Source organism: Burkholderia sp. SIMBA_062 (genome assembly GCF_046534765.1).
In the GTDB taxonomy this organism is placed as follows: domain Bacteria; phylum Pseudomonadota; class Gammaproteobacteria; order Burkholderiales; family Burkholderiaceae; genus Burkholderia; species Burkholderia ambifaria.
Window position 1 is genome coordinate 60436 of sequence record NZ_JAWRYD010000024.1, and the last position, 19906, is coordinate 80341.

At 66.5% G+C, this 19906-nt stretch carries 15 protein-coding genes; 5 read left to right on the forward strand and 10 right to left on the reverse strand.

What is annotated here, in order from left to right:
• Positions 1–22 precede the first annotated feature (22 nt).
• Positions 23–985, forward strand: a complete 963-nt coding sequence (locus tag SB786_RS24325; protein ID WP_410729707.1) for an AraC family transcriptional regulator — start codon at positions 23–25, stop codon at positions 983–985.
• 99 nt (positions 986–1084) lie between these two features.
• On the opposite strand, the gene SB786_RS24330 is transcribed toward SB786_RS24325, so the two are convergent.
• The 7 genes from SB786_RS24330 to SB786_RS24360 all read right to left on the reverse strand — a co-directional run bounded on the left by SB786_RS24330 (position 1085) and on the right by SB786_RS24360 (position 13387).
• Positions 1085–1456 (reverse strand): hypothetical protein, encoded by a 372-nt coding sequence (locus tag SB786_RS24330; protein WP_006758315.1) that lies wholly within the window; start codon positions 1454–1456, stop codon positions 1085–1087.
• Between the two features lie 209 nt (positions 1457–1665).
• The gene (locus SB786_RS24335) at positions 1666–4974 is read right to left on the reverse strand and encodes an efflux RND transporter permease subunit (RefSeq protein WP_410729708.1); all 3309 of its coding nucleotides are present in this window, start codon (positions 4972–4974) and stop codon (positions 1666–1668) included.
• A gap of 3 nt (positions 4975–4977) precedes the next feature.
• Complete coding sequence (locus SB786_RS24340; protein WP_410729709.1) at positions 4978–8097, reverse strand: MdtB/MuxB family multidrug efflux RND transporter permease subunit; 3120 nt, start codon at positions 8095–8097, stop codon at positions 4978–4980.
• Positions 8098–8112: 15 nt separating this feature from the next.
• On the reverse strand, positions 8113–9489 hold the full coding sequence (locus tag SB786_RS24345) for an MdtA/MuxA family multidrug efflux RND transporter periplasmic adaptor subunit (protein ID WP_410729710.1): 1377 nt from the start codon (positions 9487–9489) through the stop codon (positions 8113–8115).
• 244 nt (positions 9490–9733) lie between these two features.
• The gene (locus SB786_RS24350) at positions 9734–10558 is read right to left on the reverse strand and encodes an IclR family transcriptional regulator (protein WP_410729711.1); all 825 of its coding nucleotides are present in this window, start codon (positions 10556–10558) and stop codon (positions 9734–9736) included.
• 731 nt (positions 10559–11289) lie between these two features.
• Positions 11290–12432, reverse strand: coding sequence for an FAD binding domain-containing protein (locus tag SB786_RS24355; protein ID WP_410729712.1), 1143 nt, complete (start codon positions 12430–12432; stop codon positions 11290–11292).
• Between the two features lie 79 nt (positions 12433–12511).
• On the reverse strand, positions 12512–13387 hold the full coding sequence (locus tag SB786_RS24360; protein WP_410729713.1) for an alpha/beta fold hydrolase: 876 nt from the start codon (positions 13385–13387) through the stop codon (positions 12512–12514).
• 274 nt (positions 13388–13661) lie between these two features.
• Here SB786_RS24360 and SB786_RS24365 point away from each other — a divergent pair, with 274 nt between their 5' ends.
• Positions 13662–13880: a hypothetical protein gene (locus tag SB786_RS24365; protein ID WP_410729714.1), complete on the forward strand. Its 219-nt coding sequence runs from the start codon at positions 13662–13664 to the stop codon at positions 13878–13880.
• A gap of 96 nt (positions 13881–13976) precedes the next feature.
• Here the strand turns inward: SB786_RS24365 and SB786_RS24370 are convergent, their stop codons facing one another.
• From SB786_RS24370 to SB786_RS24380, 3 genes are all read right to left on the reverse strand, one after another.
• Positions 13977–15935 (reverse strand): PhoX family protein, encoded by a 1959-nt coding sequence (locus tag SB786_RS24370; RefSeq protein WP_410729715.1) that lies wholly within the window; start codon positions 15933–15935, stop codon positions 13977–13979.
• Positions 15936–16127: 192 nt separating this feature from the next.
• Positions 16128–17321 carry an ammonium transporter gene (locus SB786_RS24375; protein WP_410729716.1) on the reverse strand — a complete coding sequence of 398 codons (1194 nt, stop codon included), beginning with the start codon at positions 17319–17321 and terminating at the stop codon, positions 16128–16130.
• A gap of 253 nt (positions 17322–17574) precedes the next feature.
• Positions 17575–17910 (reverse strand): hypothetical protein, encoded by a 336-nt coding sequence (locus SB786_RS24380; RefSeq protein ID WP_410729717.1) that lies wholly within the window; start codon positions 17908–17910, stop codon positions 17575–17577.
• 193 nt (positions 17911–18103) lie between these two features.
• On the opposite strand from SB786_RS24380, the gene SB786_RS24385 reads away from it, so the two are divergent.
• The 3 genes from SB786_RS24385 to SB786_RS24395 all read left to right on the forward strand — a co-directional run bounded on the left by SB786_RS24385 (position 18104) and on the right by SB786_RS24395 (position 19863).
• Positions 18104–18532, forward strand: coding sequence for a hypothetical protein (locus SB786_RS24385; RefSeq protein ID WP_410729718.1), 429 nt, complete (start codon positions 18104–18106; stop codon positions 18530–18532).
• Positions 18533–18628: 96 nt separating this feature from the next.
• Entirely contained in the window at positions 18629–19084 is a 456-nt protein-coding gene (locus SB786_RS24390; protein WP_006762377.1) for an Rrf2 family transcriptional regulator, read from the forward strand.
• Positions 19085–19221: 137 nt separating this feature from the next.
• Positions 19222–19863 carry an NAD(P)-dependent oxidoreductase gene (locus SB786_RS24395; RefSeq protein WP_410729719.1) on the forward strand — a complete coding sequence of 214 codons (642 nt, stop codon included), beginning with the start codon at positions 19222–19224 and terminating at the stop codon, positions 19861–19863.
• The last annotated feature ends 43 nt before the right edge of the window (positions 19864–19906 follow it).

The following is a 19906-nucleotide window of genomic DNA, read 5'->3' on the forward strand; positions in this document are numbered from 1 at the left end:
GCGCACCACGGAGACTCCGACGATGACGACCGATCTTCTCAGCGACGTGCTGACCGACCTGCGGGCCGATGCGGTCGTCACCGGGCGCTTCACGCTGAGCGCGCCGTGGGCGATCCGCAAGCCGGCCGTCGCGGGCGCACCGTTTCGCACCTGTGCGGGCAGCCCGTTCTTCCTGGTGGTCGCGGGGGCCGCGCCCGTGCACGTCGAGCCGGGCGACTTCGTGCTGCTGCCGCACGGCGACGAGCACGTGATGGCATCGTCGCTCGACGAGCCGCCGGTGCCGTTCGATACGCTGATGGCGGACAAGGGTATTCGGCCGCGCTTCGACACGCCGCTCGAATTCGTCGCGGGCGGCGGCGGCGCGACGAGCGACCTCTATACCGGGATCGTCATTTATCGCGATATCGTGCGCAGCCCGCTGTTCTCCGTGCTGCCGCCGCTGATTCACGTGCGCGCGAACGACGCGGCCGTCGCGCCGTGGCTCGCGAGCACGCTGCAGAGCTTCATCGAGGAATCGATGGCGTGCCAGCCCGGCTGGGCCGTCGCGGCGACACGTCTGGCCGACGTGCTGTTCGTGCAGTTGCTGCGCGCGCACCTGCAGTCGTCGGCGAATCACACAGGCTGGCTGCGCGGCTTGACCGATGTGCAGATCGGCCGCGCGATGGCGCTGATGCACCGCGACCCGCGCCGCGACTGGCAGCTCGCGAGTCTCGCGGCCGAGGCCGGCATGTCGCGCTCGCGTTTTTGCGCGCGTTTCGCGGAGCTGGTCGGCGAGACGCCGATCGGTCACCTGACTGCCTACCGGATGTACCTGGCGAGCGGCGAGCTCGCGCACGGCAAGCTGCGGCTGATCGAGATCGCCGAGCGGGTCGGCTACACGTCGGAAAAGGCGTTCGCGCGCGCGTTCCATCGCTGGTCGGGGATGGCGCCGCGCCGCTATGCGCGCAATGCACAGGATCTGTACGACCTCGCACGACATGGATGACGGCGTGCGCGATGCCGGGTGCCGGCGCTCGAACGCGGGCCGTGTTGCGTCGAAATCGCGCCGTCGCGCTCGAAGAAGTCGAGCCGCCGCGCGCGTCGATCAGTCGATACGTAGCCGGTCGAATTCGACGGCCAACTCTACGCCAAGCGTCGAATACAGATAGACGACGTGTTGGCCGTGACGCTCTCCGTGAGCGGAGCGAGAAAGCAGCGCGTCCGCTTTCGCGTATGCCTCCGTGCCCGGCAGCACCACCTCCAACGCATTCACGATATTCAATAATCCCCCTGCCTCGAACCCAAGCCGGGTGACGCCTTCGAAGGTGAGCCTTGCACGGCTTCGCCCGTCGTGCGCGCTCAGGATGAAAGTATCGGGAACGCCCAAGCCGACGCTGCCCTCGGTCGAGATACCGTCGATATACCAGTCATGGAAATTGCCGAATGGGTCGAATAGTGCGGAAATCTTGTCAGCCATCGCGATATTGGCCTTACGGAAGAATGGAGACCTCTCAAGTGGCGGCATGCGCTGCCACCACGTCCGTTTCGAAGATCGACGCAAGCACATGACAGGGCGATAACGGTTCGCACCGGGTGTCCGCCGTCACCGTAAACGCAACGGACCGGAATCGAAGCGACGATCCCGGTCCGCACAACCGCGATATGCCAACGCCGCGTCGCTCCCCCTCACTCACCGGCTACCGCCGGCCCGCCCGAATTGCCGCGACGGTTGCGGCGCTTCTCTCCCCACACGCGCAGCCGGTCCATGTACAGATAGACGACCGGCGTCGTATACAGCGTCAGCACCTGCGACATGATCAGGCCGCCGGCGATCGCGATCCCGAGCGGCGCGCGCAGCTCGGCGCCGTCGCCATGGCCGAACGCGAGCGGCAGCGCGCCGAGAAGCGCCGCCATCGTCGTCATCATGATCGGCCGGAAGCGCAGCAGGCACGCCTCGTGGATCGCATCGAACGACGACTTGTGGCCGTTGCGCGTCTGGTCGATCGCGAAGTCGACCATCATGATCGCGTTCTTCTTCACGATGCCGATCAGCAGGATCACGCCGATCAGCGCGATGATGCTGAACTCCGTCTTGAACAGCAGCAGCGCGAGCAGTGCGCCGACGCCTGCCGACGGCAGCGTCGACAGGATCGTGATCGGGTGGATGTAGCTCTCGTACAGGATCCCGAGCACGATGTAGACGGCCAGCAGTGCCGCGAGGATCAGGAGCGGCTGGTTGTTCAGCGATTGCTGGAACGCCTGCGCGGTGCCCTGGAAGCTGCCGACGATCGTCGGCGGCACGCCGATCTGCGCCATGGTCTGGTAGATCGCCTGGGTCGCCTGCGACAGCGACACGCCCGGCGGCAGGTTGAACGAGATCGTCGTCGCGACGAAGAGGCCCTGGTGGTTGACCGACAGCGGCGTCGTGCTCGGGCCGAAGGTCGCGATCGCGGACAGCGGGATCATCGTCGACTTCGACGTCGACACCGCCGCGCCCGACGACGCGCTCGACTTGCCGGTCGACGCGATCGAGTTCAACGCCTGGTTGCGCGCGGAATCGGACGCGATCGCCGCGGCGCTGGTGGCGGCCGTGCCGGCGCTCGACGTGCCGGCCGAGGTCGCGACGAAGGTGCCGGCCGCCGCGTTGGTCGACTGCGAGCCGTTCGCGCTGCCGCCCGACGTGCTGATCCACACTTCGTTCAGCATTTGCGGGCTCTGCCAGTATTTCGGCGCGACTTCCATCACGACGTGGTACTGGTTCAGCGGGTTGTAGATCGTCGAGACCTGGCGCTGGCCGAACGCGTCGTACAGCGTGTTGTCGATCTGCGCGGGCTTGATGCCGAGCCGCGCGGCGGTCGCGCGATCGATCGTCACCATCGCCTCCAGGCCGCCTTGCTGCTGGTCGGAGTTGACGTCGGTCAGCTCGGAACGCTTCTGTAGCGCCTCGGTCAGCAGCGGCCCCCACTTGTACAGGTCGGCGCTCGAATCGCCGAGCAGCGTGAACTGGTATTGCGCGTTGCTCTGCCGGCCGCCGACGCGGATGTCCTGCGCAGCCTGCAGGAACGTGCTCGCGCCGGCCACATCCGCCAGCGGCTTGCGCAGTTGCTGGATCACCTCGTCGGCCGACAGCTTGCGCTCGGTGCGGTCCTTCAGCGTGACGAACATGAAGCCCGAATTGGTCTGCGTGCCGCCGGTAAAGCCCGCGGCGCTCTGCACGTTCGGGTTGCTCTGCACGATCCGCATCATCTCGGTGAACTTCTGCTTCATGGCCTGGAACGACGTGGACTGGTCGGCCCGAATGCCGCCGACCATCAGCCCGGTGTCCTGCTGCGGAAAAAAGCCCTTCGGCACGATGATGTACAGATAGACATTCAGCCCGATCGTCGCGAACAGGATCAGCAGGACCAGCAGCGGGCGGCGCAGCGCCCACGACAGCGAGCGCTCATAGCCGCGCTGCATCCGCGTGAAGAAGCGCTCCAGGAATCGGCCGACGCGGCCTTCCTCGTGCGCGTCGTGCGGCTCGCGCAGCAGCCGCGCGCACATCATCGGCGTGAGCGTCAGCGATACCGCGAGCGATACCGCGATCGCGAGCGACAGCGTCAGCGCGAATTCGCGGAACAGGCGCCCGACGATGCCGCCCATCAGCAGGATCGGCAGGAACACCGCGACGAGCGAGATGCTCATCGACAGGACCGTGAAACCGACCTCGCGCGCGCCGTCGAACGCGGCCTGCAGCCGCGGCTTGCCGTTCTCGATGTGACGCGTGATGTTCTCGAGCACGACGATCGCATCGTCGACGACGAAGCCGGTCGCGACGATCAGCGCCATCAGCGACAGATTGTCGATCGAGAAGCCGAGCAGGTACATCGCGCCGAACGTGCCGATGATCGAGATCGGCACCGCGACGCTCGGAATCAGCGTCGCGCGCCAGTTGCGCAGGAACAGGAACACGACCATCACGACCAGGCTGATCGCGATCAGCAGCGTGTGCTCGGTGTCCTTCAGCGACGCGCGGATCGTCGTCGAACGGTCGAGCACCGGCGTCACCGTGATGTCGGCCGGCAGCGACGCGGTGAGCTGCGGCAGCGCGGTGCGCACGCGATCGATCGTCTCGATGATGTTCGCGCCGGGCGAGCGGTAGAGGATCACGAGCACCGCGCGCTTGCCGTTCGACAGGCCGAGGTTGCGCAGGTCCTCGACCGAGTCGACGACCTCGGACAGGTCGGACAGCCGCACGGCCGCGCCGTTGCGGTACGCGACGACCAGGTCGCTGTACTGCGACGCATGCGAGGCCTGGTCGTTCGTATAGAGCTGGTAGTGCTTCGGGCCGAATTCGATCGCGCCCTTCGGGCTGTTCGCGTTCGCGGACGCGAGCGCGGCCCGCACGTCCTCGAGGCCGATCCCGTAGTGGAACAGCGCATGCGGTTCGAGCTCGACGCGCACGGCCGGGTTCGCGGAACCGCTCACCGACACCTGGCCGATCCCGTCGATCTGCGACAGCGACTGCTGCAGCACCGTCGACGCGGCGTCGTACAGCTTCGCGGGCGACGACGTTTCCGACGTGAGCGACACGATCATGATCGGCGAGTCGGCCGGGTTGACCTTGCGGTACGTCGGGTTGCTCTTCAGCGACGCGGGCAGGTCGGCGCGCGCCGCGTTGATCGCGGCCTGCACGTCGCGCGCGGCGCCGTCGATGTCGCGGTTCAGCCCGAACTGCAGGATGATCCGCGCGTTGCCGACCGTGCTGGTCGACGTCATTTCGCTGACGTCGGCGATCGAGCCCAAGTGCCGCTCGAGCGGGCTCGTCACGCTGGTCGCGACGGTCTCGGGGCTCGCGCCGGGCAGCGACGCCTGCACCGAGATGGTCGGGAAGTCGACCTGCGGCAGCGGCGACACCGGCAGCTTGATGAACGCGAACAGGCCGGCGAGCGCGACGCCGAGCGCGAGCAGCGTCGTCGCGACGGGGCGGGTGATGAAGGGGCGCGACAGGTTCATCGCTTACGCATCCGGGTGCGTGCCGGCGCCGGCGCCCGGCCCGTGCCGCTCGAACCAGCCGCGCACGCGGCGCGCGAGGCTGTCGAAGCCGAGATAGATCACCGGCGTCGTGAACAGCGTCAGCACCTGCGACACGATCAGGCCGCCGGCGATCGCGATCCCGAGCGGCTGGCGCAGCTCGGAGCCCGCGCCCGCGCCGACGATCAGCGGCACCGCGCCGAGCAGGGCGGCGAGCGTCGTCATCAGGATCGGCCGGAAGCGCAGCAGGCACGCCTGGTAGATCGCCTCGCGCGGCGGCTTGCCTTCGACCCGTTCGGCCTCGAGCGCGAAGTCGATCATCATGATCGCGTTCTTCTTCACGATGCCGATCAGCAGCACGATCCCGATGATCCCGATGATGTCGAGGTCGTGCCCGGTCATCATCAGCGCGAGCAGCGCGCCGACGCCGGCCGACGGCAGCGTCGACAGGATCGTGATCGGATGGATGTAGCTCTCGTACAGCACGCCGAGCACGATGTACATCGTGACGATCGCCGCGAGGATCAGGAACAGCTGGTTCGACAGCGACGCCTGGAACGCGAGCGCCGCGCCCTGGAAGCGCGTCTGGAACGAGCCGGGCAGGCCGATGTCCTTCTCGGCGGCGCCGATCGCCTTCACGGCCTCGCCGAGCGACGCGCCCGGTGCGAGGTTGAACGAGATCGTCGTCGACGGGAACTGCGACAGGTGCGCGACGAGCAGCGGTGACGGCCGTTCGTGGAACGACGCGATCGACGACAGCGGCACCTGGCCGCCGCCGGCGGACGGCAGGTAGATGTCGTTCAGCGATTCGGCGTAATGCTGCTCCTTCGGCTCCGACTCGAGAATCACGCGGTACTGGTTCGACTGCGTGAAGATCGTCGACACGATGCGCTGGCCGAACGCGTCGTACAGCGCGTTGTCGACGGTCGCCGGCGTGATGCCGAAGCGCGCGGCGCTGGCGCGGTCGATCTCGATGTACACCGACTGGCCGTTGCTCTGCAGGTCGGTCGCGACGTCGGCGAGCGACGGCTCCTTCTGCAGCCGCGTGACGAGCTTCGGCACCCAGGTCGAGAACTCGTCGGGGTTCGGGCTCGTCAGCATGAACTGGTACTGCGTCGGGCTCACGGTCGAGTCGATCGTCAGATCCTGCACCGACTGCATGAACAGCGTGATGCCGGTCACGTTCGCGACGCGCTGCTGCAGCTCGCGGATGATCTGCGCGGCCGGCTCGGAGCGGTTGTCGCGCGCCTTCAGGTTGATCAGCATCCGGCCGCTGTTCAGCGTGATGTTGCTGCCGTCGACGCCGATGAACGACGTGAGGCTCTCGACGTTCGGGTCCTTCAGGATCTCGGCCGCGAGCGCCTGCTGGCGTTCGGCCATCGCGCCGTACGAGATCGACTGCGGCGCCTGCGTGATCCCCTGGATCACGCCGGTATCCTGCGCGGGGAAGAAGCCCTTCGGCACGTACACGTAGAGCAGGGCGGTCAGCGCGAGCGTCAGCAGCGCGACGACGAGCGTCGAGCCCTGGCGGTTCAGCACCCATTCGAGCGCGACCGCGTAGCGAGCGATAACCGCGTCGATCACGCGATGCACGCGCGCCTCGAAGCGGTGGCTTTCCGGCGGCGGCGAATGGCGCAGGAGCTTCGCGCACATCATCGGCACGAGCGTGAGCGACACGATCGCCGAGATCACGATCGTCACCGCGAGCGTGATCGCGAATTCGTGGAACAGGCGGCCGACCACGTCGCCCATGAACAGCAGCGGGATCAGCACCGCGATCAGCGACACCGTCAGCGAGATGATCGTGAAGCCGATCTGCCTCGACCCCTTCAGCGCGGCCTCGAGGCTCGTGTGGCCTTCCTCGACGTAGCGTGCGATGTTCTCGATCATCACGATCGCGTCGTCGACGACGAAGCCGGTCGCGATGGTGAGCGCCATCAGCGACAGGTTGTTCAGCGAGAAGCCGGCCATGTACATCACCGCAAGCGTGCCGATCAGCGACAGCGGCACCGACAGGCTCGGGATGATCGTCGCGTAGACGTTCGCGAGGAACAGGTACATCACCAGCACGACCAGCGCGACCGCGAGCAGCAACTCGAACTGCACGTCGCGCACGGCGGCGCGGATCATCGTCGTGCGGTCGGTGACGACCTGCACGTCGAGCGCCGCGGGCAGCGTCTCCTGCAGCTTCGGCAGTTGCGCCTTGATCGCGTCGACGGTCGCGATCACGTTCGCGCCCGGCTGGCGCTGCACGTTCAGGATGATCGCGGGTTCCGAGTTTACCCACGCGCCGAGCTTGGTGTTCTCCGAGCCGGCGACCACCTTCGCGACGTCGGTCAGCATCACCGGGCGGCCGCTCTTGTACGCGACGACCGCGGAGTTGTACTGGTCGGCGCTGGTGAGCTGGTCGTTGGCGTTGATCGTGTACGCGCGCGTCGGGCCGTCGAAGTTGCCCTTCGGCGTGTTCACGTTCAGGTTCGAGATCGTCGTGCGCAGGTCGTCGAGGTTCATCCCGTACTGCGCGAGCGCGGTCGGATTCGCCTGGATCCGCACGGCCGGCCGGTTGCCGCCCGACAGGCTGACGAGACCGACGCCGGCGATCTGCGAGATCTTCATCGCGACGCGCGTATCGGTCAGGTCCTGCACCTGCGTGAGCGGCAAGGTTTTCGACGTGATGGCGAGCGTCAGCACCGGCGCGTCGGCCGGGTTGACCTTCGCGTAGATCGGCGGCGCCGGCAGGTCGGACGGCAGCAGGTTGCCGGCCGCGTTGATCGCGGCCTGGACTTCCTGTTCGGCGATGTCGAGCGGCAGGTCGAGCGAGAACTGCAGCGTGATCACCGACGCGCCGGCCGAGCTTTGCGACGACATCTGGTTCAGCGACGGCATCTGCCCGAATTGCCGCTCGAGCGGTGCGGTGACCGACGACGTCATCACCTCGGGGCTCGCGCCCGGATAGAAGGTCTGGACCTGGATCGTCGGGTAGTCGACTTCGGGCAGTGCGGCGAGCGGCAGGAAGCGCAGCGCGACGAGACCGGCCAGCATGATCGCCGCCATCAGGAGGGCGGTGCCGACCGGCCGGAGAATGAAGAGGCGGGATGGATTCATCGAGCGGCCCGCGCGTTACTGGGCCGCGGGGGCCGCGGCCTGCGACGCGCCGTGCTTGTGTCCGCCGCGGTGGCCGGCCGCACCCGATGCGCCCGATGCACCGGACGCCGCGCCGGCGCCGTGCGCGCCCGACGCGCCTTTCGGCTTGTCGGCCGGGATCGTGATCTTCGCGCCTTCGCGCAGCCGGTCGGAGCCGTCGGTGACCACGCGCTCGCCCAGCGCGACGCCGCTGACGATGCTGGTGCGTTCGCCGTCGACCGGGCCGATCGTGACCTTGCGCACCGTCACCGTGTTGTCGGGTTTCACGATGTACACGAACTGGCCGATCGAGCCGGTCAGCACGGCGGCCGTCGGCACGATCGTCGCATTGCGCAGCACGTCGACGAGCAGGCGCGTGTTCACGAACTGATTCGGGAACAGCAGGCCTTCCTTGTTATCGAACGTCGCGCGCAGCTTGACCGTGCCGGTGCTCGTGTCGATCTGGTTGTCGAGCGTTTCGAGCGAACCCGTCTCGAGCGGCACCGTGTTGTTGCGGTTGTACGCGGTGACCGACAGTTTCCTGCCCGCGTTCACCTGTTTGAGAATCCGCGACAGGTTGTCTTCCGACGTCGTGAAGATCACGCTCATCGGCTGCATCTGCGTGATCACGACGATCCCGTTCGTGTCGCCCGCCGTCACGTAGTTGCCGGGGTCGACCTGGCGCAGGCCGACGCGGCCCGACACCGGCGCCGTGATGCGTGCGTACGTGAGGTTCAGCTTCGCGGAATCGATCGCCGCCTGATCGGTCTTCACCGTTCCTTCGTATTGCTTGACGAGCGACGCCTGCGTGTCGACCGTCTGCGACGCGATCGAGTCCTGCGACAGCAGTGTCTGGTAGCGCTTCAGGTCGAGGCGGGCCGTCGCGAGCAAGGCTGCGTCGCGGGCGTGCGTGCCTTCGGCGTTTTCGAGCGCGACCTGGTACGGACGCGGATCGATCTGCGCGAGCAGGTCGCCCTTCTTGACGAACTGGCCTTCCTGGAATGCGACGGACTGCAGATAGCCCGACAACTGCGTCTTGACCGTCACGTTCGCGAGCGGCGTCACGGTGCCGAGCGCGGACAGCACGATCGGCATCTCGCCTTGCGTCGCGGTCGCGACCGACACGGGCTGCGGAATGTTCGCCATCGCGGCCGGGCCGCCGCGGCCGCGATGGCCGCTGCCGGCGCTCGCGCCGGAGGCCGCGCTGCCGGCTGCCTGCGTGCCGGCCGGCGTACGGCTCCACGGGTGCCACCACAGCAGGCCGCCGATGACGACGACTGCGAGCGTCCCGATCAGCAGCGTGCGGCGCGGGCGACGGGCGGCAGGGGAGGCGGGATCCTTCGAAGGGGGCGTGGGCTTTTGTTGGTTGTCCATCGTGTTCTGTCAGGAAGACGGCGCGGCGTGCCGGAAAACGGGCGTGGTGCGGCGCGTGGGCATGCGATGCCGCGAGGGCCGGCTCGGTCCGGCCCTTGCGGTCCGCGCGGGAAAGAGCGGCGCGCACCGCGAATGCGGCGCGACGATGGGCATGATCCTACGTGCCGTCCCCGTTACAGTCCAGCGGTCTATCTTTCAACGGGTTACGGTCGTTACAGAACGCGACTCGGCGATGACGAAACGATTACACGCCGACGCGCCGGGCCGGTGCGCCGCCGATCTCGCGCGTGATTTTCGCGATGCATTCCTGCAGCGCGGGCACCACGTGTTCCTGCAGCCATTCGGGCGGGCACTGGTGCGACGCGCCGCCGCAATTCACCGAATAGCGCTGGCCCGACGGGCCGACGAAGCCGGCCGCGACCGCGTTCAGCCCTTCGCGCCATTCGCCGATCGCGATCGCATGGCCATCGCGCATCGCTTCGTCGAGTGCGGGCGTCAGGCGGGAGGACACGTGCGGCCAGTCGTCGCCGGCGGTGGTGCGCAGCGACTCGAGCAGCAGGCGGCGCTCGTCGTCCTCGAGGGCGGCGAGATACGCGCGGCCCACGGCCGTACGCGCGATATCCATCCGCGAGCCGATCTCGAGGCGCGTGACGAGCACGGCCGAGCGCGGCCGGATCACGTCGATCGCGACCATGTCGAGCCTGTCGCGCACCGCGAGGTGCACCGACAGCGACGTGCGCTCGGCGAGTTCGATCATGAACGGCCGCGAGCGCGCGCGGATATCGAAGTTGCGCAGGAAGCCGTGGCTCAGCTCCAGCACCGACGCGGTCAGCACGAAGCGCTCGCTGTCGGGCAACTGGAACAGGAAGCCGGCGCTGACGAGCGTCGCCGTGATGCGCGACACGGTCGGCTTCGGGATGCCCGTCAATTCGGTCAGCTCGCGGTTGCTGACGGGGGCATCGGCGGCCGCGATGCGGCGCAGCACGGCGAGGCCGCGCGCGAGCGCGGTGATCTCGTCCGGCGACGATTCGCGGTCCCGGGGCGCGGGAGGCGTTACAGATGTCGACACGAGGAATTCTCTCTATTTCCGAAACTCGATTTCAATTTTGTTGGTATCGTAAGACGATTGTCAAAAGATGCATGTTCCTTGGGCGAATCGTTCATCGTATGGGATTTTACGGGTTCACCCTTGGTTTATTAGGAAAGTTCTCAAATGACCCTTGCCGGAAAGTGCGGGAGCCGGTGCAAATACCGCTTGACTTGTCGGGCGGAAACGGAAAGAATGTCTCACGTTTTCGAAACATCGTTTCAGGAGTTTAACCGGCAACGGTGTTTCGCGCAGTCTCTCAGGTTCTAGCACGGCCCTCGGAATGGCTAGAACTTTTTTAGCGCCACGGTCTCCGTGGCGCTTTTTTTTGCCCGTCTATCGGCGCACATCAAAGTCTGCAGCAAAGCAGAAGAGCGGCTTCAGAAACACGAAAGTATGCCGCATCGCGGAAAGTTGATGTTCGACGCACCATCTTTGGTTATTTGGCTATCGTATCTTGCTCCTCGATAGCTTGGCGTTGGTGAAGTCGCTTACCGAGCTGCGGGCCTGCGGGTGTTGGCCTGACGCCTCGAAATCGTGGATTGAGCAGAATGTGGCAGTCGGTCGAACAGTTCGGCACGGATTCGTGCGCGCGGGCATCGGCGCAGTTCGATCCTGAGGCGGCCGTCCACGCTCGAAGAGCTCGCGAACGTGGTCGTCTACGTCTGTTCCACGCAGGCCTCGGCGACGAGAGGCGCGGCTTGCCAAGATGGTCACGTAGATCCCATGATGCGCGTACCCAGTGAAATACCGAGCGCCGATAGCGAAGCGTTGATCTTCTGCTGATCGAGTTCCCAACGCGACAATGCGGCGTCGAACGCCGTGCCTCGCGCGAAAGCCTGCATCGCTTCGGCGAGTCCAACCGCATTGTCCGCCGCCTTTGCTACGCCAGCGGCGGTATGTGGGCGGACAAGGCAAGCCGCGTCGCCAAGCAATACCGCGCGGCCGAACACCATTCGCTCGACGACAAGATCCTGAATTGCCTGTGCGAACGGCGCGTGCGTTGCGTTGACGAGCGCGGCGAGCGTCGGTGCGAGCAGGTTGCGGCCCGCGTCGACAAGTTCCGACCGATTGTCGTCGCGCATTGCACCGGGCGGCAGCGATCCGTCTCGCTGTGTGCCGTCCCGGGAAAGAAACAGTTCAGGTAGCTTGTCGTACGAGAGACGCCGGTACCACACCCAGTTCACGCGCCGTTTGCCGGGCTCGACGGTGCCGTCGCGGCCTGGTACCAGGTAGGTCAGGAAGAGATGTGCGTCACCCTGCTGAAACGTAAAGCGGTTGCGCAGCACGCGAAGTACCTGATCGGGCAGGTCATGTTCGTCGACGAGCCCGCGCCACGCAACGTAGCCCGCATAGGCGGGGTGCGTATCGGGCAGCAGTTGCGCGCGCACGCTGGAGCGCCCGCCATCCGCGCCGACGAGCAGATCCGCGTGTTCTACCCGGCCGCTCGCGAAATGCGCGGTTACGCACGCGCCATTGGAATCGAGTCGCGCGAACGTTTCGCCTGCATGGACGACGCCCGCTGGCAGTGCGCGCTTCAGCGCGGTATAGATCACGTTCCACGCAGGCTGGGTTTGCGGCGCGCGCATTTGCTGCACGATCCGGTCACCTTCGTCAAGATAGATCCGGTCGGTCGAATCCACGCCGGTATCGCCCGGCATCGGTACCCCGCCGAATGCGAACGCGCGGACGATCGGGGGCTGCAGGACGATGCCCCCGCCGCGGCTATCGAGCTCGCTTGGCGACTGTTCGAACACGCTGACGCGCCATCCTGCCGCACGCAGCGCGGTTGCCGTGAAGAGTCCGCCTACCGATCCGCCGATCACGAGTGCCCGCGGACTCGATACGTCATTCATGAAGTGCTCCTGTTAGCCAGTTGACCGCGCGTACCGTGCGTCCAATTTCCTGCTGACTCGATGCCGGTGCGCTGCGGATTCAACCTTCCCAGCTCTTCAGGAAATCGAGCAGCAGCGCGTTGACGCGTTCCGGCTGTTCTTCCTGCGGAAGGTGGCCGCATTGCGCGATGGGCTCGGCCCGAAGATGTGTCGCCATGCTTTCCCACACGGATTTCATGTCGAACATCTTGCCGACCGCGTAGAAATCCTCACCCCAGATCGCCATGGTCGGGCACGCGATCTTCACGTCGGCGTCGGCGAGATCCTGTTTGACGTCTTCCGCGTTCGCGCGATAGTCGGCGAGTGCGCCACGTACGGCGCCGGGACGACGATAGGCCCGGACATACGTGTCGAACGCTTCGCCGGAAATGGCGTGCGGGTTGTAGCACCAGTCGGAGAAGAAGTAGCTGAGCCACTCGGCTTCCTTGCCGGCGATCAGTGCTTCGGGCAGGTCCGCTACCTGATGAAACAGGAAGAACCAGTACGCGCGTGCCGTCTGGGCTGTCATGTTCTGCGCGACGATGCGGGTCGGCACGTTGTCCATCACGACAAGGCGCTCGAGGCGCTCGGGGAAGTCCTTCGCGAAGCGGGTCGCGACGCGTGCGCCGCGATCGTGCCCGACCAGCGCGATTCGGCCGACGCCAAGCGTGTCGAGCAATGCGACGAGATCGCGGGCCATGTTGCGCTTGTCGTAGCCGGCGGCCGGCTTGTCGGTTTCGCCGTAGCCGCGCAGGTCGGGCACGATTACGCGGTAGCGTTGTGCCAGGACGGGAATCTGGAAGCGCCATGCGAAGCTGGTTTCCGGGAAACCGTGCAGCAGGACCACGACAGGCCCGCTGCCCGCATCGATGAAATGTTGTCGAATGCCGTTCGCAGTGACGGTGTGGTGAACGATCGAAGGCGTAGTGGTGGACATGTGTCGGTTCCCATTCCGGTTCGGACGACGCGCCATCGGAGCGAAGTGCGCGCGAGTGGTGTTCGAGCATAGGCGAAGCAACATGGGCAGTCGCATGAATTGTTCTGAATCGTCTGCCGGGTCGATGCGGCCCGGCGGGCGCAGGCCGTTTCATAACGATTAAGTTGTTCCTGGGAGGATGGCGACCTCTGATGCCCGATGTGAGCCGTGCGGCGAGTGGCGTCAGTGACGGAGGCCGTGTTGCACCGCCGGAGCGACAAAGGACAGCCGAAGCGTGAAGATGCCGGATGTCGATTCGTCAATCGTGCGGTGCCGCGAGGCTATCGCCTGCGATCTGCGCGCGATCGTCGGCGACGAATGGGTGCTCGACAGCGAAACGGAGCGGCGCTCCTGCGAATGCGACGGGCTTACCGCGTCCAGCGCGTTGCCATTGCTACGATCGAACAAGATCGCGCAAAAAAAGCGCGACGCCCGCAATGGGCATCGCGCATGAACCGGCGTGGAGCGCCGACGAATGAAACGTGATGAAGAGGGGAGGCCCGCTTAGGGAGGCCCAGTTAGGGAGGCCCCGGTCACGGCCCCCGGCCGCTCAGGCCTTCGCGAGCTTGATGCTGGTCGGCTCGGCCGTCAGGTAGCCGACGCTGGCGCCGAAGCGGTCCTTGTAGTTCGCGCGCACGAGCGGGTCGAGCGTCGACTTGACCTTGTCGTGCAGCGGCGTTTCCCAGTCCCCCACGTGCTGGAAGTTGCTCATGATGTAGGTCCAGCCGTTGATCTCGTCGACCGCGTGCAGGCCCGTCGATTCGGCGCCGGCCGGGCACGACAGCACGCGCGCGAGCGACTTCGTGTCGACGTTGTACGCCCACAGGAAGTTGTTGACGTGCATGCCCGAGTCTTCGCCGATGAAGAGCGTGCGCAGCTTTTCGGAGAACTTCAGGTTGTCGGCGTTCGCGATCTTGTCCGGATTCGCGAGGTTGCCGAGCGCGTCGGCCGTGGCGAGGTCCTCGCCGACGAGCGCAGCCGGCGCGCTCATGTCGACCGGCACCCATTCGCTGTCGATCGCGCCGCCCGACGTGTCGCGCTGGCCGGCCTTCAGGTTCAGCGCATAGACGGCGCCCGCGGCGATCTTCTTGTCCACCGCGACGTCGTGCGACGCCGCGTTGCCCTTGACCATCGACGTCTCGATCCGCGACATCGCCGTGTAGACGATCTTGTCCTTCGCGTTCACCGTCGTGCCTTCGAGCTTCGTGAACGCCATGCTGCCGCCGAGCAGCGCCGCATAGCGGTGCGTCTCGAGGAACGCGGCCGCCTTTTCCATCCCGGGCTTCACGCGCATCCAGTTGAATTTGCCGCCGAAGTGGATCTTCGTGTAGCTCGCGTCGTTCGGGTCGGTCGTCGTCAGGTCCATGATGTCCGACGCCTTCAGCGTGTTCGCGAGCGTCTCGATCTCGCTGCTCGTCGCGTGGCCGATCCTGATCCACGTCAGCGTCGCGCTGCCGGCGCCGGCGGACGACGTCTGCGTCCACTTTGCGACGTACAGCGTGCCGGCCGATAGGTCGGCCGCCTTGTCGGCGACGAACATGAACAGGCCGCCGTTGGTGGCGTCGTCACCCATCATCACGGTGCGCTGGTCCGGCATCACCTGGATCAGCTCGTGCGAGATGCGGCCGAGACAGTAGTGTTTCTTCACCGTGCCGGTGCCGTCCGGGTTCACCGTGATCTCGGGCAGGTGGCCGTAGTGATAGGGGTTCGCCTTCGTCTCGTCGCCGAACGTGTTCTTGCTGAATGCCTTGAATTGCGCATCGGTCGCGGCCTTCGTCGCGTCCGGCTCGTATTCCTCGCTCGACAGGTGCGTGCCCCACGGCGACAGGCTCGCGCCGCAGGTGATCCACAGGCCGTGCGCGCTCGACGTATCGACGTTGTGATACTTGACGACCTTCAGCGCGCCGCTGGACGGATCCTGATCGAGCGTGATCACCGCGATCGGCGACGGCAACTGGCCGTACTGCGATGCGCTCGCCTGGTCGCGCGTCGTGTATTCGAACTGCACGACCGCGAACACGGTGTTGCCCTTCACGCCGGCGACGTTCGCGTTCTTCAGCGTCAGCAGCGAGCTGCCGTCCGGGCAGTCCGAATAGAACTGGCGCTCCTTGCCGGCCACCGAGCGGTCGATGATCGGCTGGTTGTTGATGTCGTAGTAGCCGCCCGCGAGCGTCGTGCCGCCCTTGCCGTCCGGCACCATGTCGCCCGTCACGAAGAACGGCCGGTACGCCAGCTTGAAGTTGCGCGAGGAGCCATCCGAGAACGACACCGACAGCGTCGAGCCGACCGTCGTCGTGGCCATCGCGGCCGCGTTGTCGAGCGAGGGCGCGGCCATCGCCGAGAATGCCGCCGACGTGTATGCGGCAGCGGCCGGCGTCGCCGTCGGATTGTCGTCGCCGCCGCAACCGGTCAGCAGGGCCGGCAGCGCGAGGCCGGAGAGGGGCAGCATGGGCGCGCCTGCGAGGATCTTCAGGGCCTGACGACGGGAAGCATTGGGCAACGCGGGCATGTGGAGTCCAGTTTCAGATGTTGGAAGAATGGCCGTCGCGAAGCAGGCTCTCGGCAAGCAATGCGAAGGCAAGTTGAAAACTGGACCGAAGTGTAAGGATGCTAGATGAAAGTTTTTTGAATCGAAAACGTAATGATGCGCCGGGCGTCCGTCAGGTGTGCTGCCGGACGCCGGTTTTGTGCGTGATGGTGCTCAGTCGCGCTCGGGCGTCGCCGAGATGCGGTGGATCGACAGGTCGGCGCCGTCGAATTCGGCTTCACGATCGAGGCGCAGCCCGACCGTCGCCTTCAGCGCGCCATACACGAGCGTGCCGCCCGCCGTTGCGATCGCGATGCCGCCCAGCGTGCCGATGAGCTGCGACACGAACGACACGCCACCGAGGCCCCCGAACAGGGGCTGCCCGAACACCCCGGCCGCGAGGCCGCCGAGCGCGCCGCACATCCCGTGCAACGGCCACACGCCGAGCACGTCGTCGATGCGCCATTTGTTCTGCACGCAGGTGAACATCGCGACGAATACCGCGCCGGCCGCGGCACCCGTGACGAGCGCACCGATCGGGTGCATCACGTCGGAGCCCGCGCAGACCGCGACGAGGCCCGCGAGCGGGCCGTTGTACGTGAAGCCCGGGTCGTTGCGGCCGGCCATCCACGCGGAGAGCGTGCCGCCGACCATCGCCATCAGCGAGTTCACGGCGACCAGGCCGCTGATCTTGTCGAGTGTCTGCGCGCTCATCACGTTGAAGCCGAACCAGCCGACCGCGAGCACCCACGCGCCGAGCGCGAGGAACGGAATGTTCGACGGCGGATGCGCGGCGATCCGGCCGTCCTTCGCATAGCGGCCGTGGCGTGCGCCGAGCAGCAGCACGGCCGGCAGTGCGACCCAGCCGCCGAATGCGTGCACGACGACCGAGCCCGCGAAATCGTGGAACGGCGCGCCGAACGCATGCGTGAGCCAGTCCTGCACGCCGAAGCGGTCGTTCCATGCAATCCCTTCGAAGAACGGATAGATGAAACCGACGATGATCAGGGTCGCGACGAGCTGCGGATTGAATTTCGCGCGCTCCGCGATGCCGCCGGACACGATCGCGGGGATGGCCGCCGCGAACGTCAGCAGGAAGAAGAAGCGCACGAGCGCGTAGCCGTTGTGCTGCGACAGCGTGCCGATGTCGTCGAAGAACTCCACGCCGTACGCGATCGTGTAGCCGATGAAGAAGTAAGCGAGCGTCGACACCGAGAAGTCGACCAGGATCTTCACGAGCGCGTTGACCTGGTTCTTCTTGCGGACCGTGCCGAGCTCGAGGAATGCAAAGCCCGCGTGCATCGCGAGCACCATGACGGCGCCGATCAACAGGAACAGTGTATCGACGCCGGATTTCAGACCATCCATGCCGTGGCTTCCTTGCGCAAAAAATGCGCGAGGAACGCAAGTATCGAGCCAACTTGGTGAATCGCTGCGTGCAAATGGTGCGAAAGGCCGCGCGGTGCGGTGTTTCGGTGAAGCATGCACGGTCGCGGGGCGGGCTGCATGCGGGGGAAGGCGCGCGGCGGGTGCACGCGTGTGGTGCGAAGTGTGCGTAACTGGTGCGTGCGACGCGCGGCGGGGTGCGACGTGGTGCGGCGCGGTGCACCGGTCTGGCGCGTCACCGGCGCGCGAACAGCGTGCGTGGCCGCCGCAGTCGCAGCGCGCGCGCGCACCAGTAGGCGGCGACGGCCGCGAGCCCGAGTGCGGCGAACGCGAGTGCGACGACGCCCGCGTGCGACTGGCCGTCGCCGTCGGGGCCGAGGATGCCTTGCGCGACGATCAGCGCGGCCGTCCAGAAGCCGATCACCGCTTGAGCGAGCAGGCGCGCGGACGCCACGCGGCGCGGACGCCCGACGGCACGCAGGCGCGTCGCGGACGGCGAGCGAAGACACAGGAACAGGGTGGCGGCGAGCACGGCGGCCAGCGCGATGAACCAGTCGATGAGGAAAGCCATGAAGAAGCGGGAAGCGGACGCAGCGGATGGAAGGCTGCCCACTTTAGTGTCGGCGCGCGTCCGATTGAATCAGACAAATCCGAAATTGAAAGGCATTTTTAATCGGGAGTAGTCAGTGGCCCTGTTCCACAAGCGGTATCATCGGCATCGGTCCAACCATTCAGGCCGTGCGGCGCACGGCCGGAGATTGCTGATGAAGATGAACACTTCGCGGGCGCGTCGCGCGCCCGGGTTCGTGCTGGCGGCCGCGGCCGTCGGTGCGGTGCTGTTGCTCGCAGGCTGCGAGAAGTCCGGCACGCCGGCCCAGCAAGCCGATACGGCCGCGAGCGCGGCCACCGATGCCGCCAACAGCGCGGCCAAGGCGCTCGACCAGGTGGCGAGCACCGTCAACCAGCAGCTCAATGCCGCGAAGGCCGGCATCGCGAGCGCGGCCTCGGCCGTGCCGCCGCTGTCCGCGAGCGGTCTCGCGTCGGCCGCGCAGGCGCAGCTCGATGCGGCCGCTTCCGCGGTCGTCGCGCATGCGGCGTCCGAAGCGGGCGCGAAAATGGCGGAGGCCGGCAAGAAGCTGCAGCAGTGGAGCCAGCAGAATGCGTCCGGCGCGAAGCCCGCCAGCGGCGAATAACCCGGCACTTGCACAATCCGTAAAATGTAATTATAGTGGTTACACATTGTCGCCGGCTGCCGTTCGGGCCGGCCGGCGTCGCCAGGTGAGTGAGGAATGAATACCAGCAGCCGGTTCGCGTTTGCCGTTCACGTGCTCGCCTTGCTGTCGATGCAGGAAGGCGTGCCGCTGTCGTCCGACATCATCGCGGGCAGCGTGAACACGAATCCGGCGCTGATTCGCCGTCTGCTGTCGATGCTGGCGGCCGCGGGGCTGACCACATCGCAGCTCGGCGCGGGCGGCGGTGCGCTGCTGGCGCGCGAGCCGGGCGAGATCACGCTGCTCGACGTGTATCGAGCGGTCGACGATGCGCAGTTGTTCGCACTCCATCGCGAAGCGCCGAATCCCGCGTGTCTCGTCGGACGGCACATCCAGGGCGTGCTGATCGACTACATCGGCGACGCGCAGCGCGCGATGGAAGCATCGCTTGCCACGCGCACGCTCGCGGACGTCACGGCCGACGTGCTCGAATCGGAGCACCGCAGTCGGCCCGCAGGAAGCGCCGGCGGGTAAGCGCAGGCGACGGACGATGCAGGGCAGGAGGCCGGGCGGCGCGCACGCGCGGCGGCCGGCACGACGGAGTTTCGCTCCGTTTTTTTTCGGTCTTATATGTAATCACTTTAGTTACTTTTTCTTTCTGGAGAATCGACATGACGCAACGTACCTTGAACATCGCACTGTTTGGCGCCACCGGGATGATCGGTTCGCGCATCGCCGCGGAAGCCGCGCGCCGCGGCCATCGCGTGACCGCGCTGTCGCGTCACCCGGGCGCATCCGCCGACGGCATCGTCGCGAAGGCGGCCGACCTGTTCGATGCGGCCAGCATCGCGGCCGCGCTGCCGGGTCACGACGTCGTCGCGAGCGCGTACGGTCCGAAGCAGGACGATGCCGCGAAGGTTGTCGCGGCGGCAAAGGCGCTGGTGGCCGGCACGCGTCAGGCCGGCCTGAAGCGGCTCGTGGTGGTGGGCGGCGCCGGTTCGCTCGAAGTCGCGCCGGGCAAGCAGCTGGTCGACACCGAAGGCTTCCCGGACGCGTACAAGGCCGTCGCGCTCGCGCACCGCGATGCGCTCGACTATCTGCAAACGGTCGGTGATCTCGACTGGACGTTCTTCGCGCCGGCCGCCATGATCGCGCCGGGCGAGCGCACGGGCACGTTCCGCACGGGCGCCGGCAAGCTGATCGTGGATGCGCAGGGCAACAGCAAGATCTCGGCGGAAGACTACGCGGTCGCGTTCGTCGATGCGCTCGAGCAAGGCAGCTTCGTGCGCGAGATCGCGACGATCGCGTATTGAGCGACATCGCGGCGAGGCGGCGCGCGCGTGCCGCATTCTCCGT